General features: G+C 62.1%; 18 protein-coding genes. 5 read left to right on the forward strand and 13 right to left on the reverse strand.

The window, feature by feature from the left end:
* Positions 1–240 precede the first annotated feature (240 nt).
* From Q0K07_RS05625 to rlmD, 6 genes are all read right to left on the reverse strand, one after another.
* Positions 241–780, reverse strand: a complete 540-nt coding sequence (locus Q0K07_RS05625) for an HPP family protein (protein WP_294557547.1) — start codon at positions 778–780, stop codon at positions 241–243.
* A gap of 204 nt (positions 781–984) precedes the next feature.
* Positions 985–1,611 (reverse strand): type A chloramphenicol O-acetyltransferase, encoded by a 627-nt coding sequence (catA, locus tag Q0K07_RS05630; RefSeq protein WP_294557550.1) that lies wholly within the window; start codon positions 1,609–1,611, stop codon positions 985–987.
* 106 nt (positions 1,612–1,717) lie between these two features.
* Positions 1,718–2,578, reverse strand: coding sequence for a YitT family protein (locus tag Q0K07_RS05635; protein WP_294557552.1), 861 nt, complete (start codon positions 2,576–2,578; stop codon positions 1,718–1,720).
* 227 nt (positions 2,579–2,805) lie between these two features.
* Positions 2,806–4,683 (reverse strand): cation-translocating P-type ATPase, encoded by a 1,878-nt coding sequence (locus tag Q0K07_RS05640; RefSeq protein ID WP_294557555.1) that lies wholly within the window; start codon positions 4,681–4,683, stop codon positions 2,806–2,808.
* Between the two features lie 98 nt (positions 4,684–4,781).
* Entirely contained in the window at positions 4,782–5,057 is a 276-nt protein-coding gene (locus Q0K07_RS05645; RefSeq protein WP_294557557.1) for a metal-sensing transcriptional repressor, read from the reverse strand.
* Between the two features lie 69 nt (positions 5,058–5,126).
* Complete coding sequence (gene rlmD, locus Q0K07_RS05650) at positions 5,127–6,593, reverse strand: 23S rRNA (uracil(1939)-C(5))-methyltransferase RlmD (protein WP_294557560.1); 1,467 nt, start codon at positions 6,591–6,593, stop codon at positions 5,127–5,129.
* A 264-nt stretch (positions 6,594–6,857) separates the two neighbouring features.
* Between rlmD and Q0K07_RS05655 the strand changes: the two genes are divergently transcribed.
* Positions 6,858–6,992 (forward strand): hypothetical protein, encoded by a 135-nt coding sequence (locus Q0K07_RS05655; protein ID WP_294557563.1) that lies wholly within the window; start codon positions 6,858–6,860, stop codon positions 6,990–6,992.
* A 165-nt stretch (positions 6,993–7,157) separates the two neighbouring features.
* Here Q0K07_RS05655 and Q0K07_RS05660 read toward each other — a convergent pair whose 3' ends face one another.
* From Q0K07_RS05660 to Q0K07_RS05690, 7 genes are all read right to left on the reverse strand, one after another.
* Positions 7,158–7,553 (reverse strand): hypothetical protein, encoded by a 396-nt coding sequence (locus Q0K07_RS05660; protein WP_294557565.1) that lies wholly within the window; start codon positions 7,551–7,553, stop codon positions 7,158–7,160.
* A gap of 406 nt (positions 7,554–7,959) precedes the next feature.
* Positions 7,960–9,705, reverse strand: a complete 1,746-nt coding sequence (locus tag Q0K07_RS05665) for an NADH-dependent [FeFe] hydrogenase, group A6 (RefSeq protein WP_294557567.1) — start codon at positions 9,703–9,705, stop codon at positions 7,960–7,962.
* A gap of 24 nt (positions 9,706–9,729) precedes the next feature.
* Entirely contained in the window at positions 9,730–11,616 is a 1,887-nt protein-coding gene (gene nuoF, locus Q0K07_RS05670; RefSeq protein ID WP_294557570.1) for an NADH-quinone oxidoreductase subunit NuoF, read from the reverse strand.
* Positions 11,617–11,629: 13 nt separating this feature from the next.
* Positions 11,630–12,115 (reverse strand): NADH-quinone oxidoreductase subunit NuoE, encoded by a 486-nt coding sequence (gene nuoE, locus Q0K07_RS05675; RefSeq protein ID WP_294557573.1) that lies wholly within the window; start codon positions 12,113–12,115, stop codon positions 11,630–11,632.
* A gap of 187 nt (positions 12,116–12,302) precedes the next feature.
* Positions 12,303–13,175, reverse strand: a complete 873-nt coding sequence (locus tag Q0K07_RS05680) for a tripartite tricarboxylate transporter substrate binding protein (RefSeq protein WP_294557581.1) — start codon at positions 13,173–13,175, stop codon at positions 12,303–12,305.
* Positions 13,176–13,462: 287 nt separating this feature from the next.
* The gene (locus Q0K07_RS05685; protein WP_294557584.1) at positions 13,463–14,854 is read right to left on the reverse strand and encodes a tripartite tricarboxylate transporter permease; all 1,392 of its coding nucleotides are present in this window, start codon (positions 14,852–14,854) and stop codon (positions 13,463–13,465) included.
* A gap of 1 nt (position 14,855) precedes the next feature.
* Positions 14,856–15,308, reverse strand: a complete 453-nt coding sequence (locus Q0K07_RS05690; protein ID WP_294557587.1) for a hypothetical protein — start codon at positions 15,306–15,308, stop codon at positions 14,856–14,858.
* 166 nt (positions 15,309–15,474) lie between these two features.
* Between Q0K07_RS05690 and infA the strand changes: the two genes are divergently transcribed.
* The 4 genes from infA (at position 15,475) to Q0K07_RS05710 (ending at position 18,677) form a co-directional block, all read left to right on the forward strand.
* Complete coding sequence (infA, locus tag Q0K07_RS05695) at positions 15,475–15,693, forward strand: translation initiation factor IF-1 (RefSeq protein ID WP_077071795.1); 219 nt, start codon at positions 15,475–15,477, stop codon at positions 15,691–15,693.
* 115 nt (positions 15,694–15,808) lie between these two features.
* The gene (locus Q0K07_RS05700; protein ID WP_294557590.1) at positions 15,809–16,063 is read left to right on the forward strand and encodes a DUF4911 domain-containing protein; all 255 of its coding nucleotides are present in this window, start codon (positions 15,809–15,811) and stop codon (positions 16,061–16,063) included.
* Positions 16,060–16,623, forward strand: a complete 564-nt coding sequence (locus Q0K07_RS05705) for a LemA family protein (RefSeq protein WP_294557592.1) — start codon at positions 16,060–16,062, stop codon at positions 16,621–16,623. Before Q0K07_RS05700 ends, Q0K07_RS05705 begins: the two co-directional genes overlap by 4 nt.
* A gap of 152 nt (positions 16,624–16,775) precedes the next feature.
* Positions 16,776–18,677 carry a DUF2207 domain-containing protein gene (locus tag Q0K07_RS05710; protein WP_294557595.1) on the forward strand — a complete coding sequence of 634 codons (1,902 nt, stop codon included), beginning with the start codon at positions 16,776–16,778 and terminating at the stop codon, positions 18,675–18,677.
* Positions 18,678–18,815: the final 138 nt, after the last annotated feature.

The raw sequence follows: 18,815 nt of genomic DNA on the forward strand, positions 1-18,815 counted from the left end.
TTGTGCACACACGTTCTTTTCGGCCATTTGTCTCGCTGCCATTGTTATCTTTTATATTTAATGAGTCCTGAACCTAGCCTGAGGTGCCGGGGCCTTTTCCCGGGAAAAGGCGTCTGGGGCGGGATGACGGATGGTTCCGGCCGTCTGCGGCGCTCCGGCAGAAGCATGTTTTCATCATAAGAAAGGGCGGGAATATTCCCGCCCTTTTGTCGTGTGCAGAGGCCTGCTGCCGGAAGGGCTCTACCACCAGTAGAGCGGATACCGGCGGGAGCGGGGCAGGTTGTTGACCACAAGGGCGATGATGAGCATGATGACCGCCCCTGCCAGGCAGGGAACAAGGGCATACCAGTAGCCGAGCTGTCGTATGCCGTCTCCGCCGGTGACGGCGATGAGGGCCGTGGCTCCTCCCGGAGGGTGAAGGGTCTTGGTCAGAAGCATGAGGGCTATGGCCGTGGACACGGCAAGGCAGGCCGCAAGCCAGGTGGTGTCGGGGAAGAGAAGCCCGACACTCACGCCCGTGAGGGCGGAAACCAGGTGTCCGCCCACCAGGTTGCGCGGCTGGGCCAGAGGACTTTGTATGGCCCCGAAGGCCAGTACCGCCGAGGCTCCGAAAGAGCCGATGAGCAGAGGAAAGCCGGTACTGCTTGTGACATGACGTTCCAGCAGGGCAATGAGCCCTATGGCCAGGCTGCTCCCCAGCCAGGAAAGCAGGATGTCGTTCCAGTGACTGCCCGGCGGCGTTTCACCGCCGCCCCGCATCTTGTTCAGAATCCGCAACATGTACCTTCTCCGGAATCGGAAGTTTTCGTTCGTCCGGGACTATAGGAAGGTGTGCGGAGAAAAGCCGTGCCTTCGGGCACAGAGGGGCATTTTCTGCGGGGCGTGGAAGATTTTTTCAGGCGGAGCCGCAAAAGCCGGCCTTTCGCCTGCGGGGCGGAAGGCGCGACGTGTACCGGCATGTTCCTGCGCCCGTGTTTTTGCCCGTCACAGGTCGGCGATGAGTTCCCGGACTTCCCGGGTGAGGCGGCAGGCATGAAAGCCGTCGCAGACTGCGTGATGTACCTGCAGGGCCAGGGGCAGAAGGATGCGTCCTTCCCTTTCGACATATTTTCCCATGGTGACGATGGGGAAAAAATACTTTCCCGCCCGGGGAAGATACAGGTGGAAGCCCTCAAAGCTTTCCCACGGAATCATGGAAACAGGGAAGCTGTTCACGGGAGTCTGCGGTTTTGCCTCAAAGCGCTTCACATCCTTGAACTGTTCGCAGTCGTTGCGGAAGGCCTGAAGAAAGGTTTCATAATCGGCGTGATATTCCGTCCAGAGCGTGGAAAAGGTTTCCGTTTCCCTGTGAAACACGGTGTAGCAGGGGTGCAGTCTGTCATAGAAGCCGAGTGTGCCGTCTTCGCTGAAGGCCATGCGGAATTCCTCATGCCTGTTGATGACGGTGGCAAGGGCGTACAGCATGGAGGGGTACAGTTTTCTTTTGCGCAGCATGAGGCCGGTGATGTCCATGGAAACGGTCATGCTGTACTGGCAGGGAACCTGAGTAAGATAGTATGTGAAAATTTCGTTGCGCGGCCAGTCGTGCCTGGGGATGATGGTGAAGGGCATGGGCATCCTCCGGGGCAGAAGAGGAGAGAAGCGTCCGGCCGGGCACTTTGCGGAGACGTGCGGCGGAGCAGGCCGGACCGGGCAGGGGCGGCCTTTTTGTGCCGGGCTACAGGGTGGGGCGCTGATAGAAAAGCCCGGCCAGTTCCTGCGTCTTCACCGTATTGATGAAGGAGTGGGGGTCAACCTCCCGGATGGCGTTGACCACCTTCTTGCTTTCGTCGCTGGAAACCACGGAATAGACGAGGCTGCGCTCATTGAGATGGAAGGAACCTTCCCCCTTGAGAATGGTCGCTCCGTGCCGGGAGGTGGCGTAGATGACGTCGCACACTCCCTTGGGATTGTCGGTGACGATGAACAGCGTCTTTTTCTGGTAGCGGGTATAGAGGATGTGCAGAACCTGCGTGGTGGTGTACTGGAAGAAGATGGAATAAAGCGCCTTGTCCCAGCCGAAGGAAAAACCTGCCACCAGAAGCAGCACCACGTTGAAGTACAGGATGATGTTCCAGGAATCGATGCCCTTCTTGCGGGAAAGGTAGATGGCGATGAAGTCCGTGCCGCCGCTTGTGGTATCCATGCGCAGGCACAGGCTTATGGCGAAGCCGTTGATGATGCCGCCGAAAATACTGATGAGCAGAATATCGTAGGTGATGATGTAGGAGGGGATGATGTCCGTGAGAATACCGGTGAGCACGATCATCAGGCAGGAATAGAGGGTGAAACGTTTGCCTATGTACCGGAACCCGATATAAATGGGGATCATGTTCAGCAGAAAGTTGACCACCGCAAAGGAAAGGTGAATATTCAGGAATTTTTCCGAAAGGCGCTGAATGAGAATGGTGAGCCCCGTGGCGCCGCCGGGGTAGAGCCCGCCGGTCTGCACGAAGGTGTTGATGTTGAGCGCCATAAGGACGGACGCGACGCACACGGCAAGAATAATCTTGAAGTCGTTTTTCAAGCTGAACGTCATGGGCGGCCTCTCGGAAAAGAGTGATGGGTCTGTTCCCTTCTTTACGGGTTCCTGAAAAAATAGCAAGAGGCCCTCGGCGGGCCTCCTTATGCGGTGATTCCGGGGTGTTGGGGAAAACAGACCTTGCGGCGGAAAAGAGAGGTTGCACAAGCTTGAAGAAGAACATGCGGCCCGGCCGGACCTGCGCGATGTGCCGACAGCCCCGCCTTTTCTGCGGAGGGCCTGTTTCAGCGCCTTTTCCGTGCCGCTTTTCCCTCCCATTTGAGCAGAAGTGCGGAATGAAGGATGACGGCCACGGAACCGGCGTTGTGCACCAGCGCTCCCGTCACGGGATTGAGCAGGCCGAGAGCGGCCAGAAGGATGGCCGTGAAGTTCAGCAGCATGGAAAAGCTGAGATTGAAGCGTATGGCCGCCATCATGCGCCTTGCAAGGCGGAAGGCGTGCGGCACCTCGCCTATGCCGTCGCGCACGAGCACAAGGTCGGCCGCATCCACGGCAATGTCGCTGCCCATGCCCCCCATGGCCATGCCCACATGGGCCTTTTTCAGGGCCGGGGCGTCGTTGATGCCGTCGCCTATCATGCAGACCTTGTCGCGCCGTGCATCCATGAAGCGCAGTTTGTCCTCGGGCAGGCACTCGGCGTGAACGTCGTCGATGCCGAGACGGCCTGCAATGTGCCGGGCCGCGTTTTCATGGTCGCCGGTGAGGAGCACGGGCGTGATGCCGGCATCCTTCAGCGCGCGTACGGTTTCCGCCGCATCCGGCCGGGGCAGATCGGAAAGGGCGATGAAGCCTGCCGCCTCGCCGTTCACGGCCACCCAGATGATGGTGCAGCCCTCGCGCACGAAGGCGGCGGCAAGGTCGCGCTCTTCCTGTTGCAGGAGGATGCCTTCCCCTTCAAGAAAAAGGGCGCTGCCTGCAAGAACGTCGTCCTTTCCCAGAAGGGCGCGCACGCCCCGGCCGGGAAACATGTGAAATTCGTCCACGGCGGGAAGGGGCGCGCTGCTCTGCCCGTTGAAGCTCCGGATCACGGCCCTGCCCAGAGGATGTTCCGAACGCTGTTCCGCCCCGGCCGCGAGAAGATAGAGCTTTTCCTCGGACAGACGGGGGCTGAAGGAGCGCACGGCCGTGACCTGCGGCGTGCCGCAGGTGAGCGTGCCCGTTTTGTCGAAGGCGCAGGTCGTGACATCGGCAAGGCGCTCCAGCGCATCGCCTTCCCGCACCAGAATGCCGTGTCTTGTCAGGTTGCCTATGGCCGCCACGATGGCCGTGGGGGTGGCCAGGACCAGAGAGCAGGGGCAGAACACCACGAGAATGGTCACCGCGCGTATGATTTCCCCGGTGACGAACCATGTGGCCAGGGCGGCGCTGAAGGCTCCCGCCACGATCCATGTGGCCCAGCGGTCCGCAAGACGCACCACCTGCGCCTTGCCTGCGTCCGCCGACTGTACCAGCCGTATCATGCGCTGCAGGGAACTGTTTTCCCCGCTCTGCGTCGCCTCCATGTCAAAGGCGCCGAAGCGGTTCACCGTGCCGCTGCAGACTTCATCCCCCTCATGCTTGTCCACGGGCAGGGATTCGCCGGTGAGCAGGGCCTGATCCACCGAAGTTTCGCCGCTCAGAATGATGCCGTCGGCAGGAATGGTCTCCCCGGGAAGCACGCGGAGCCTGTCGCCTGCGCGGACGCTGTCGGCCGGGGCCGTGACTTCTCTGCCGTCCACCAGAAAACGCGCCGTCTGCGGCGAGAGATCCATCAGCTTTTCTATGCCTGCCCGGGCGCGGGCCGTGGTGGCTTCTTCCAGAAGGGCGCCGAGCTGCATGATGAAGGCCACTTCCCCGGCCGCGAAATCCTCCCCGATGATGACCGAGGCCACAAGGGCCGTGGCCACCAGCACGTCGGCCTTGATGTCGAATGCCGTGACAAGGCCGACCACGGCTTCCTTGATGATGGGCACGCCGCAGAGAAGAATGGCGACCCATGCCGGGTCCACAGGCAGACCGGCCGGAGCGAACATGCTGAAAAGCAGTGCGATGCCGGAAAGAATGAGACAGATGAGATCCGTTTTGAAATCGTGCCAGAGCGACAGCATATCCTTCGTGGTCATGAACATCTCCTGTACCCATGGGGGTATGGTCAAAATACCCATAGGGGTATAGGTTTGTCAAGCACGAAGGAAAACGGCCGTGGATGCGGCCGGAGAAATCAGTGCATGTTGGCGAAGCGCTCCACGGCCTTGGTGAAGCTGGCGATGGTCTGATCGGCATCGCCGTGTTCTATGCCGTCGCGCACACAGTGGCGGATATGTCCTTCCAGCACCACCTGTCCGGCCTTATGCAGGGCGGATTTGGCGGCGTTGATCTGGGCAAGGATATCCTCGCAGGGCACGTCCTTGTCGATCATGCGGTCGATGGCCTGCACCTGACCGATGATTTTTTTCAGTCGGCGGTGCAGGTTTTCGGAATCCATACATTGTTTCATAGCCGTTTCCTTCTGGGAAGAAGGCATGCGCCTTTTTCCGTTTGATCCGTCATGCGCTGTTCCGGTGCCTTACGAACGTTGTCCTGTTTCCAGGGCGGCCAGTGTCTCCACATGGGGGGTCTGGGGGAAGAGATCCACGGGCTGTACGGCGCGGATGTGGTAGGCGGGGGCGAGCAGGGCAAGGTCGCGCGCAAGGGTGGCCGGATTGCAGGAAACGAGCACCAGGCGCGGCGGGAGGTGACGGAGTATGGCCTTTACCGTGTTCTCATCCATGCCTGCGCGCGGCGGATCGGTGACGAGAAGATCCGGCGTTCCCATGCGGGAGAAACAGCGTTCGAGCTTTGCGGCGTCGCCCGTCTCAAAACGGAACGTGGTTTCTCCTCCGGCATGCAGGGCGTTCTCCCGGGCCAGTTCCACGGCGGGAGCCACCACTTCCAGACCGAAGATCTGCCGGAAATGCGGGGCCATGGTCAGGGCAAGCCCCCCGGCGCCGCAGTAGATGTCCCAGCAGGTTTCGCCCCATATTCCGTCCGTGCCTCCGGCAGACATGGAGGAGGCGAGTTCCGCCGCACGGTTGTACAGAAGTTCCGCCGCACGGCTGTTCACCTGGAAGAAGGAATTGTGGTCGAGCCGGAAGCTCACGTCGCGCCCCTGCAGGTGGAGCGTTTCGGAAATCTGCGTCTCCCCCAGGGTGAAGGCGGTTTCCTCCCCGTAGGCCACGTCGCTTTCGCTCCGGCGTATGCTGTGCACGAATCCCGTCACGCCGTGGGGGCCTTCCATAAGTTCCTGACCGAGTCTGCGCAGGGTGCCCGCTTCCTGCGGCGAGGGGAGGGTGATGAGTTCCACGAGGCATCCGCCTGCCAGCGGTTCGCGGATGACGGCAAAGCGCAGGATGTCGTTCTGCCTTACGGAACGGCTGAAGGAGGCGTGGCGCGGCCGGCGGCCCGTCTGCCGCGCGGCGGCCGCATGAAGGCGGTATTTGTTGCACAGGCGGCGCAGCTCATCGAGCACGGCCATGGTGCGTTCGCTCTGAAGGCGGCATGCCTTCACTTCCGTGATGCTGCGGGAGGCGCGCTCCCGCAGGCCGAGCAGGGTATTGCCCTCCCTGTCGGCGGCAAAGGCGAACTCCATTTTGTTTCTGTAGTTCCACTGAGCCTCTTCCCCGCAGGAAAGCACGGGCAGAATCTTCTCTTCGGGCAGATCGAGCCGCCCTATGCGCTGCAGACAGTCGCGCACGATGCGGCGTTTCCAGTCGAGCTGGAGGGCGTAGGGCATGTTCTGCCACGGACAGCCTCCGCAGCTTTCCCCATGAGGGCAGGGAGAGGGCCTCTCCTCCTTTGCATGCTGCAGCACCCCGGCCACTTCGGCCTCGGCCATGCGTTTTTTCACGCCGGTAAGGCGCGCGGCCACCTTCTGCCCGGGAAGTCCCCCCCGGACGAAGACGGTCATGCCTTCCGCGCTGCGTCCCACGGCCCTGCCGTCGGCGGAAAGGCCGGAAAGTTCCAGCTCCAGCGTGTCACCCGTATGATATTCCATGCTTTTTCTCCCGTTGTGGTCGGGACATCATAGCAGGGCGGGGCGGGAAAGGCAAAAGGGGGCGCATCCGCGCCCCGGCCGTGGAAAAAGGCGTGAAAACGCCGGGAAACGCGGGGGCATGCCGCGGCATGACGCCCGCCGTGCCCGGGAAACAAAGCCGCCTTCTTCGGCCGCCGCCTTGACTTTTTGCCTTTGTTGGGGGAGGATGAATGCTGATTCCGGTATGTTCGCCGGAGGGCAGTCCAGACTTTCGAGGAGCACAGTATGGGAGAACTCATCACCAGCGCCCTGCACTCCACCCCTCAGGGCTTTGTGGGCGTAGGCTGCATCTTCATTTACTTCGCGGTCATGATCGCCGCCATCATCTATCGTGTCAGGCGCGGCGAACACGTTCACTGATGTTTTTCGCCTGATGAAAAAGGAGCCTTCTTCCGCCGGAAGAAGGCTCCTTTTTTATGCTGCATGGGGTGTTTTCGGGCCGGATAAGGGCTTCGGAAGCCTGCTTCCGCGGGCTGCCCGCAGGGGAAAGGCTGTTTCTGCCGGGAGACCCGCCGCGGCGGGGCATCACTGAGGCGTGCAGGGATGGGAGCGGAGGGCGAAGCGCGCCGTGCCGTCGACCAGAATCTTGTCGAATTCCTCCATGTTGTTTTCCGCCACGTCGCGCAGGGCAAGCAGCAGGGGAATGGCCGTACCCAGCCAGAATTTTCCGGAAACCATGCCGGAAGACATGCCGCCGTGGGCGTAGGCCTCCACAAAGGGGCGGGCGGTATTGGTCAGGTCTTCGCCGGTTTTTTCCCGGAAGATGCGGTGCACGTCCACGACGAGTTCATGGGCGCTGTAGGGGAAGGGCGTTTCGGCAAAAGCCTGTTTCATGTCTTCCCAGAGGAAGGGATCGCCGCGCAGGCCCCAGTGAGGCGGCTGCACCTGGAACATTTCGGAAAGAAAGCGCTGTTCGGACATAAATCCTCCATACATTGTCATGGCCGGCGTTCATATTGGCCGCAGGCGGGGGAAAAGTCAAAGAGAGCGGCCGGAAACCGGAATACGGCAGGGGCCGGAAACCTTATATGGGGTCTCGGCGGGCGATGCGCAAGGGGGGAAGCCCTCTTTTCCGCCTTTTCCCTTCCCGTACGGGCAACGGCTTCTCTATAGCCCCGCATCGGGGGAAAGAAAAGAAGAGTCGGGAACAGGAATGCTCCGGAGGACTGCTTTTCATGAAGCGTTTTTCGGGGAAAAGCCGCTTCTTCGGAAGGCCCCGGCCCTGCGCCGCGCCGCACCGGAGGCACAGGCCTTTTCCCGGTGCAGGATACGAAAACGCGCCCCGCCCGGAATACCGGACGGGGCGCGCCGCATTCATGTGCCGCTCTTACTTGCTCTTGCAGGAACGGTACTGCTGATAGTAGCGGGTATGCAGCAGTTCATGCGCCTTGTGGCTGTTGGGCTCGCCGAGGAATTCCTCGTAGAGGGCCTTGATTTCGGGGTTGTCGTGGCTTCTGCGCACGGGCAGATTGCGGTCGTCCCGGTACAGGGCTTCGATGCGCAGGCGGGGCGTGTCGGCATCGAGATTGATGGGCTGACCGCCGCCGTTGATGCAGCCGCCGGGGCAGGCCATGATTTCAATGAAGTTCCAGCCTCGGGGGTTGCCTTCGCGGATCAGGTCGCAGACCTTGCGGGCGTTGGACAGACCGTGGGCAATGGCCACCTTGAGCTTCAGCGCGCCCTTGAAGTCCACTTCCGCCTCGCGGATGCCTTCCATGCCGCGCACGGCCTCAAGTTCCACAGGTTCCATTTCTTCGCCGGTGATGACCTTGTAGGCCGTACGCACGGCCGCTTCCATCACGCCGCCGGTGGCGCCGAAAATGGTGCCTGCGCCGGAGCCGAGGCCCATGATGGGATCGAAGTCCTCTTCAGGCAGAGCGAAGAAGTTGATGTTGGCTTCCTTGATCATCTGTGCCAGTTCCGTGGTGGTGAGCACGATGTCGGTGTCGGCGTAGCCGCTGGCCGAAAGTTCGCGGCGACGGGCCTCGAACTTCTTGGCCGTGCAGGGCATGATGGACACGGACACGATCTTGGAAGGATCTATGCCCTGCTTCTGGGCATAGTACGTCTTGAGCATGGCGCCGAACATGGACTGCGGGCTCTTCGCAGTGGAGAGGTGGGGCAGAAGTTCGGGGTAGTAGAGTTCGATGAAGTTGATCCAGCCGGGAGAGCAGCTGGTGATCATGGGAAGCAGGCCGCCGTTTTTCACACGGCTGATGAGCTCGTGCCCTTCTTCCATGATGGTGAGGTCGGCCGACCAGTTGGTGTCGAACACCTTGTCGAAGCCGAGGCGGCGCAGGGCGCTGACCATCTGACCGGTGGCGATGTCGCCGGGCTTGCCGCCGAAGGGTTCGCTGATGGCCACACGCACGGAAGGAGCCGTCTGCACCATGACGAGCTTGTCGGGATCGCGCAGGGCCTGCCAGGCGCGGGAGATGTCGTCTTTAATGGTGATGGCGCCGGTGGGGCACACCTTGCGGCACTGACCGCAGAAGGTGCACGACACTTCACCGAGACCCAGGTTGAAGGCCGGGGTCACGCGGGCGTTCAGGCCGCGGTAGGCGAAGGAGTAGATGCTCACGCCCTGGACTTCGGCGCACATGCGCACGCAGCGGCCGCAGAGAATGCACTTGGCCGGTTCGCGCACGATGCAGGGGTTGCTTTCGTCCTTGGGCAGAGGTTCGTGGTTGTACTCGTAGCGCACGCGGCGGATGCCCAGGTTGTTGGCCACGGTCTGCAGTTCGCAGTTGCCGGAGCGGGAGCAGGAAAGGCAGTCCTTGGGGTGGTTGGCGAGCAGAAGTTCCACGATGTTTTCGCGCGCTTCCAGCACCTCGGGATCGTTGGTGAACACTTCCATGCCTTCGCTCACCTTGGTGATGCAGGCGGGCATGAAGGAACGGGCCTTCGTCACCTTGCACACGCACACGCGGCACGCTCCGTCGGGACGCAGAAGCGGATGATGGCAGAGCGTGGGAATATTGATGCCGACAAGTTTCGCCGCTTCCAGAATGGTGGAGCCTGCGGGCGCGGCCACTTTCTGGCCGTCTATCGTCAGATTAACGGTATCGCTCATGATGATTCTCCTCAGGAAGCCGGCTTACACGCGGCTGATGGCGCCGTGCTTGCACTTGTCCATGCAGGTGCCGCACTTGATGCACTTGTTGGGATTGATCAGGTGGGGCTCGCGAACCTTGCCGGTGATGGCGCCCACGGGGCAGTTGCGCGCGCAGAGCGTGCAGCCCTTGCACTTTTCAGGATCAATCTTGTATTGCAGGAGGTTGGTGCAGGTGCCGGCGGGGCACTTCTTGTCGTGAATATGGGCTTCATATTCCGAACGGAAGAAGCGCAGCGTGGACAGAACGGGGTTGGGAGCCGTCTGCCCCAGGGCGCAGAGGGAAGAGGTGCGCATGGTGTGGGCCAGGCGTTCCAGTTCCTCGATGTCGCCGTCGCGGCCTTCGCCGTTGCAGATGCGTTCCAGAATTTCCAGCATGCGCTTGCTGCCTTCGCGGCAGGGGGTGCACTTGCCGCAGCTTTCAGCCTGCGTGAAGGTGAGGAAGAAGCGGGCGAGGTCCACCATGCAGGTGTCTTCGTCCACCACCACCAGACCGCCGGAACCCATCATGGCACCCGCTGCGGTGAGGGAATCGTAGTCCACGGGATTATCGAGCATGGAGGCGGGCAGGCACGCGCCGGAAGGTCCGCCGATCTGCACGGCCTTGAAGGCCTTGTCGCCCTTGATGCCGGCGCAGATGTCGAAAATGATGTGGCGCATGGAAACGCCCATGGGTACTTCCACAAGGCCGGTGTTGCGCACCTTGCCGGTGACGGCGAAGATCTTGGTGCCCGGGGATTTTTCCGTGCCGTCCTGCCTGAAGGTGTCCGCACCCTTCAGAATGATGCGGGCGATGTTGGCGAAGGTTTCCACGTTGTTGAGCACCGTGGGCTTTTCCCACAGACCCTGCTTGGCGGGGAAGGGCGGACGCACGCGGGGCATGCCGCGCTTGCCTTCGATGGAGCGCATGAGGGCGGTTTCCTCGCCGCAGACGAAGGCGCCCGCGCCCTGCTTGATCTTCAGATGGAAGCTGAAGCCGGAACCGAGGATGTTGTCGCCGATGAGGCCCAGGGCTTCGGCTTCGGCAAGGGCGATGCCGAGGCGCTTGATGGCCAGGGGATATTCGGCGCGCACATAGACGTAGCCTTCGCTTGCGCCCGTGGCCCATGCGCCGATGAGCATGCCTTCGATGACGGAGTTGGGGTCGCCTTCAAGGACGGAACGGTCCATGAACGCGCCGGGGTCGCCTTCGTCGGCGTTGCAGAGCATGTACTTGGGTTCCGCCGTCTCGGCAGCCATGAACTTCCACTTGAGGCCCGTGGGGAAGCCGGCGCCGCCGCGGCCGCGCAGACCGGAGTTGTACACTTCCTCCAGCGTGGCTTCGCGGCCCATGGTGAGGGCCTTGGCTATGCCCTGATAGCCGCCGTTGGCGATATATTCAAAAATGTTTTCCGGGTCGATGCGGCCGCAGTTGTGCAGCACCACGCGCTTCTGAAGGTTGTAGAAGAGCATGTCGCGGTAGCTGTGGCGCGGGGTCTTGCCGGTACGGCCCTGATAGTGCAGGCGTTCCACCGTCTTGCCTTCCAGCACGGTGGTCTTGATGAGCTCGTCGGCGTCTTCGGGCTTCACGCGGACATAGAAGATGCCGCCGGGGTAGAAGATGACCAGCGGGCCGAGTTCGCAGAAGCCGTGGCAGCCGGTGACCACGATGTTCACGCGGTCATGCAGGTTGTTGTCGTCGATGGCCTTCTGCAGGGCGTCGCGCACGTTCATGCTGCCCGAGGAGGAGCAGCCGGTGCCGCCGCAGATGAGAATCTGGTACTTTTCCTCTTTTTTCCCGCGTTCGTAGTGGCGCAGATTCAGGAGAGGACGGGCTTCTTCCTGCAGCTTGGCAAGATCGTCAATGGAGTTGAGACGTTTGAGTTCAAGCATATCGTCCTCTCTTTTAGGCCAGGTAGCTGTCGAGGATACCGGGAATGTCGTCGGGGGTCAGGCGGCCGTGGGTGTTGTCGTTGACCATCATGACCGGGGCAAGACCGCAGGCGCCGAGGCAGGCCACGGTTTCCAGCGTGAAGTTCAGATCCTTGGTGGTTTCACCGGGCTTGATGTCGAGGTGATGGCTCACCGCCTCCAGAATGGAGGTGCCGCCGCGGACGTGGCAGGCCGTGCCCTGGCAGACGCGGACGATGTTCTTGCCGCGCGGGTTGAGGTGGAACTGAGCATAGAAGGTGACCACGCCGAACACCTCCGCAACGGGGATGCGGAGTTCGGAAGCGATGGTTTCAAGCACTTCCTGCGGCAGATAGCCGTAAACATCCTGCGCCTTCTGCAGAACGGGGATGAGCGCTCCCTTCGAGTTCTGCAGGTAGGGTTTCAGAATGTCCATGAGCGGAGCAAGGTCAATGGGGTTGGCCGTGCAGTTGCAAGACATGTTGGTATCCTCCTGGTACGATCCTGAATCCGGCGCGTCTTCCCAACAGCGCCAGGGGTATGCGAAAGCTCCCCTTGCGGGGATGGTCCGGAACGGGAAACGGCGTTGCCCGGACTCTGCCGGACAGGGGCGTCTTCCGTGGTACCGTCGCCTCACGGAGCGGCGGGCCTTCCGGAAAAGGGGCGGGCTACCTGGAAAGGCCCGCTGCCTTGAGCGTTGCGTCTTCCTCCGCCCAGGCTTCGGAAAGAAAGGCTTTCGCCTCCTCTCGCGCCTTCAGAACGGGGGCGACGGAAAAGTGTTCCAGTGTCTTCAGAAAGTCTTCGCTTCCGGCGGCTTTTTCAAAGGCCGCGCAGAGGCGGTTCAGCGTTTCTTCCGGCACGTTCTTCGGGGCCAGCAGGAAGAAGGAGGCGTCGCCCCGGCCCGGATCGGCAAAGCCTCCGTCGGCAAGGGTAGGTACCTGCGGCAGGGTAACCGGCCTTGTTCCGGCAAGAATCATAAGAGGGAAAAGCTGCCCCTGACGTATGCGGGGCAGCGCCCCGCTCGCGGCGGCGTCCACATGGCCCCCCAGAAGGGCGGTTTCGGCCTCTCCCGGCCCTCCGAAGGGAATGAAGCGCCACGAGAGCGACGGATCCTTCGCGGTCATCATGACCAGAGCCGTGTGGGAGGGGCTGCCCAGTCCGGGAATGCCTATGCGCATGCTGCCCCGGCTTTTCCGCGTCGCCTCCAGAAAGGACGCCATGTCCCGCCATGGAGCGTCCGGACGGGTGACCAGCACGGGCGAGGCCTGACCGAAGACAAGCAGCGGTTCCACATCGCGGAGCGGGTCATAGGAAACGGGATTTCTGCGGGGAAGGAAGATCAGCGCGTTGCCCGCGCAGGCGGCAAGGCATGAACCGTCCGCCCGGGCTTTAGCAAGCTGGGCCACGGCCGTCGTGCCCGCGCCGCTTGCCGTATTCTGGACGATGATGTCCACGCCGAGTTCTTTTTCCGCCCCGCGGGCCAGCGCACGGGCGGCGCCGTCAAGCGCACTGCCCGGACTGAAGGCGACGATGAGCCGCATGCTCCCCTTTCCTGCAAGAGCCTGCGATGCGGGAAACGCGACAGGCAGAGCACAGAAAAGAAGCCATGCCGCGATACGGAAAAAGTGTGACATACGCCATTTCATGATGAGTATCTCTACAAGGAAAAAGGAAATGAGCAAGCATAAAAAATTTTTTCACATAACAGATTTTGAAATGTTTATCTAACCTGCCATATTTATAAAATTTTTACAAGATGATGTTCATTGAGCATTCAATCAGTCCCAGGAAAGGAATGCCGGAATTGTGGCATGGCGCTGCGGGGAGACTACCAGTAGGAAAACAGCGTCTGAAGAAGGTGCGTTTCCAGGCGCGGGCCGAGCACGAAGGCGAGCACCAGCGGCGCGGGGGAACAGCCCTGCCTTTTGAGAAAAACGGCGAGCAGGCCGAAAGCGAGGCACTGCACCGGGCCGGCAAGGCCGTCGGCCCCCACATAGGAACCGGTGAGGCAGAGCAGGAGGATGACGGGCCAGAGCAGGCGGAAGGGCAGGCGGGCGAGGCGGGCCCAGAAACCGGCAAGGCCGAGGCCCATGGCGAGCAGCAGCATATTGCCGATGATGAGGCAGAAGAAGAATCCCTGATAGAAATCGGGCTGTTCCTGCGGCAGGGAGGGGCCGGGCACCACGCCCATGACGGTGAGTGCGCCGAGCAGGGCCGCCATGATGGGGTTGGTGGGCAGGCCGAGCAGCAGCAGCGGGGCAAACGAGGCCATGGCTGCGGCGTTGTTGGAGGCTTCCGGCCCGGCAAGGCCTTCCCAGGCGCCGCGGCCGAAGTCTTCCGGGTGACGGCTCAGGCGCTTTTCCAGCGCGTGGGAGGCAAAGCTTGCGGTCACGCCCGCCCCGCAGGGAACAAGCCCTGTGAGAAAGCCGAGCAGGGTGCCGCGCAGGGCCGCCATGGCGGCGGAGAGGCGGCGCAGGGGAGGAGCGGCAGGGGCCTCCTGTTCCGGTCCCCGTCTTTCGGGCTGGAGAAGCGCGTTCAGCAGATCGCCCAGGCCGAAGAGGCCGAGCAGAAGGGCGGTGAGTTCCACCCCTCCGGAAAGCAGGGGGGAACCGAAGGTGAGGCGCGCGGTGCCGTACACGGGGTCCATGCCGGGCAGGGCGAGGGCAAGGCCGAGGAAGATCATGCAGAGGTTGCGCCTTGCCCCGCCGGGACTTGTGAAGGCGACAAGGGCGAGCGCGCCCGCCATGACGGCCGCGCGTCCCGACGGCCCGAAGAAAAGGGCGGCTCTGGAGAGCGCGGGGGCAAGCAGCGCCATGCCGAGGCAGGCGAGGGTGCCCCCCGTGAAGGAGGCGAGGGTTGCGGCGGCAAGGGCCTGTTTCGCCTTTCCGGCAAGGGCCAGGGGGCGTCCTTCAAAAAGGGTGGCCACGGCGTCGGCCTCTCCGGGAATGCCCATGAGTATGGAGGTGACGGCCCCGCCGTATTTGGCCCCGTAGAAGATGCCCGCCAGCAGGGAAATGCCGGGCAGAGGATCGAGGGTATAGACCAGCGGAAAGAGCAGGGCCATGGCCGCCGGCGGCCCGAAGCCCGGCAGAACGCCCACGGCCATGCCGGCAAAGACGCCGATGAACACCAGAAGCCACAGCGAGGGGGAGAGCGGAAACGCGCAGAGCGCGGCCCACGCCTGGGAAGCAAGGGAAGGATCGACGGCGGAAACGTCCATGTCAGGCTCCTGAAAGCATGGTCCACAGGAAGCCTTCCGGCATGGGCCATTGCAGAAGGTGAACCATGCCCGCCTCAAGCACAAGGCACAGCAGGGCGGGAATGAGCAGACTTTCCTTTAAAGAACAGCCCGCGCTTTTCATGGCGCAGAAGCCGGAAAGCAGGGTGGCCGCCATCCAGCCTGCGGGCAGAAGCAGCATGATCCAGAGCAGGGAGGAGAAGACAAGTCCGAGGCAGGGGCGGACGGCGGCCGGGGCATGGGCAGGCTTCTGCCCGGGACCGGGGAAAAGCACGGCGCAGAGAAGAAGCCCCGCCCCCGTGAGACGGGCCCACAGCCCCGGGCCGGGCATGCCGTCGGAAAGTGCGGGAGGGGAAAAGAGCAGCGCGCATGCCCCGGCAAGGGCAAGGACGGCGCGGAGGGCGTGACGGTGGAATATCGGATGAAGCGGTGTCATTGCGACGCAGACTGTTTGAGGAAGAAGAGGATTTTGGTGCGAAGCAGAGTATAAGGAAGAAGAAAAAGATGGGCAACGGCGGGGAAAGCGGGCTCCGGGGCCGAGTTTTTCTTGACAGCGGCGGCATATTCGGGGAAGGTGTCTCGATAGTTTTTTTGGAGGAACCATGCCTAAAGAAGACGCCATAGAAGTGGACGGCATCGTGGAAGAAGCCCTTCCCAATGCCATGTTCCGCGTGAAGCTGGAAAACGGCCATGAAGTGCTTTCCCATATTTCCGGGAAGATGCGTAAATTCTACATCCGCATTTTGCCCGGCGACCGTGTGAAGGTGGAGCTTTCGCCCTACGATCTCACCCGCGGCCGTATTACCTACCGCATGAAGTAGAATGTCCGCCTTCGACTCCCCCACACCGGAGGAGTGCCACTCCGAGCGGAATTTCCGCCCGGGCGGCGCAAGGCGGCGAAAGCCCGTACGGCTTCCCGCCGCCGGCGCATCACAGATGCTGCTGATCCGTATTGCTCCAGGTGATACGGGTCTTTTTCGTTATCTTCTGGAAGGCGGGGGCGGGCACCTTGCCATGCTTACGGTGCTCGACCCGAAGAAGGCCCTGTTCAAGCTGCTTTTTTCTCCCCATCAGAGAGAGGAGCTTTTCGAGCTTCTGCAGGGCATGAAGCAGACCGTGCCGTTTGAAATGGCCGACTGGCCGTTTCAGACGCAGTCGCCGGAAACGGCAGGGAAGGAGGATCCCGCATGATGACCGCCGTTGTCGTCGCCGTCATTGCGCTGGCTCTGGTGCTGGCGCTCATTCTTCTTCACAACGCCATGGTGCGCGGCCGCAATCTGGCGGAAGAGGCGTGGAGCGGCATCAACGTGCAGCTGCGGCGCAGGCATGATCTTGTGCCGCTGCTCATAAGCGCGGTTCAGGGCTATGCCCGCCATGAGAAGGACGTGCTCGACGCCGTGGCCGGCGCGCGGGAGCAGGGCATGAAGGTTTCCGGCGGCAGCGCCCATGACGTGGGCGAGGCGGAAAAGGGCCTTTCCCTTGCCCTCGGCCGCCTCATGGCCGTGGCGGAAGCCTATCCCGAGCTCAAGGCCAGCGAAAACTTTCTGCATCTTCAGCGCACCCTTGCCGAGCTGGAAAACGATATTCAGATGGCCCGGCGCTATTACAACGGCACCGTGCGCGAGCAGAACAACCGCATCATGCAGTTCCCCGGCAATCTCGTGGCCGGGCGTTTCGGCTTTGAACCCATGGAATATTTCGAGCTTTCCAGCGAAAAAGAGGCGGAAGCGCCCCGGGGCTATCCCGGATAGCCTGCAGGGAAAGCGTCGTTGCATCCGGAGCGCCGGATAGATGACGTTCTGTTCCGCGTGACCGGAAGCATGTTCAGGAGGGGGAGAAGCGTCGCTTCTTCCCCTTTTTCGTACCGGACGGAAAGGCATGCCGGAGCATGCCGGGAGGAGAGATGAAGCGGTATTTCCTGGCGCTTGCGCTCTGGCTGCTCATGGCGGCCGGATGTCTGGCCGGCCCTGTTCATGTGCGGCAGTTCGACGCCCTTGTGGAGGTTGCCGGAAACGGCGACATTCTGGTGCAGGAGACGCTGAGCGTGGATATTCCCGCTCAGGGCGTCTTTCACGGCATATTCCGCGACATTCCCGTGGTGACGCGCTGGAAGGAGCAGGGACGCGCCTCCATGGAGGTGCTTGCCGTGCGTCTGGACGGCCGCTCCCTTCCCGTGGACGACATAAGCCGCTCCCCGTCCCTGGTGCGCGTGTATGAGCGCGACAGAAAAGCGGTGCTTGAGCCCGGCAGGCATGAGTTTTTTCTTGCCTACCGCATGACCGGGCAGACGGGACTATTTGAAAACAACGACGAACTCACCTGGAACGTCACCGGATCAGGCTGGGAAGCGCCCATAGACAGGGCCTCCTGCACGGTGATCTGCCCTCCGGGCGCGCCTTTTTTCGATCAGCTGGCCTGGCTGGGCCGTACGGGAAGCAGAGAGTCTCCCGTGCTCATGACGCACGAAACCAGAGACGGCCGCCTTGTCATGCGTTTTGAAACCCGGCGCGCCGTTCAGCCCGGCGAGGAATTCACCGTGGCGGCGGGCTGGGGGAAGGGCTTCGTCGTTCCGGATCCACGCGCCGCTTCCCCGTCCGGAGCGCTGCTTTTCGGCATTCTGGATGCCGTGCTTCTGGGCTATTTTTTCCTTGCATGGTTTTTCACCGGCAGGGACCCGGAAAAAGGCGTCATCGTGCCGCTTTTTCATGCTCCGCGGGTGCGCTTCGGAAAGCACGGGGAGGAAAGGCTCCTTTCCCCTGCGGCGGCGGGCTTTCTCTTTCACAAGACCGAGGTGACCTCCGCCTGTTTCGGTGCGGCGGTCATTTCTCTGGCGGGCCGGGGCTGCTGCGCCATAGAAGGAAATGCCCGGGAAGGCTTTGTGCTGCGGCCCGGCAGGGGACGCTCTCCCCATGCCGAGGAAAACCGGATTCTGGACCTGCTGAAGGAGAACGTGCCGGTGGACAGGGAACACGGAAAGCTTTTCTCCTCCATGCGCCGGGCCATGACCACACAGCTCAGGCAGGATTACGGAAAGCTGTGGAAGGGGGCCGGGGGCGGCGCTCTGACGGGCCTTTTCGGTTCGGTATGGATGTTTATCGGTATGGTGCTGACCATACTCTCGCTTGCGGCCGTGACCGGCTGCATGACGGGGGGCGTCATGCCCGAAGGCTTCATGGGCGTGCTCATGCCGGTGCTCTTTCTCTTTTTCCTTTTCCGGCGTCTGCCCCGGGCGTCTGCGTCCCTCCTGCGTTCGGGCAGGCGCGGAGCTTTTGTGTTTTCGCTGCTTTTTCAGGCGTGCGCCCTTGCCTTCATGGGCTTTTTCATCTTCAAGACCGGCAGGGGAGTCTTCGAGTACTTCACGCCTCTGGAAACGGGCCTTGCCGCCCTCGCGCTGCTCATACCGCTGTTTTTTTCCTTCATCATGGATGCCCCCACGAAGGAGGCGCGCGCCATGCTCGATGCCGTGGAGGGACTGGCGCTCTACATGCGCATGGCGGAGAGTCCGTCGATGCATGCGCTCAACCCTCCCGAACGCACCCTTGAGCATTACAGCGAGCTTCTGCCCTATGCCGTGGCTCTGGGACTGGAAGAGGCCTGGGGAGCGCATTTTTCCTCCGTGCTTTCTTCCGTGTCCGGCGCTCAGGTGCTGACGCCCGCCGTGGCCGGGGCCTTTTCTTCCGACGCGGCGGCAAGCGCGTCCTCCGCCTCGGAAAGCGCTTCCTCGGCCTCCTCCTCAAGCTCCTTCGGCGGAGGCGGCGGAGGAGCGGGAAGCGGCGGCGGTGGAGGTGGCGGCGGAGGCTGCTGATCCTCCGCAGCAGAGGGGGAAAGGCGTTTGCACATCCTACCTTTTTAGCATAGGGTAGCGATGGATACGAGCTGGAAATGTCTTTTCCGGCCTGTAGCATATGATTTCACGCAAGTATCTTCCCCCTTCGGAGGTGTT

Origin of the sequence: uncultured Mailhella sp. (assembly GCF_944324615.1) — a bacterium.
Classification (GTDB): domain Bacteria; phylum Desulfobacterota; class Desulfovibrionia; order Desulfovibrionales; family Desulfovibrionaceae; genus Mailhella.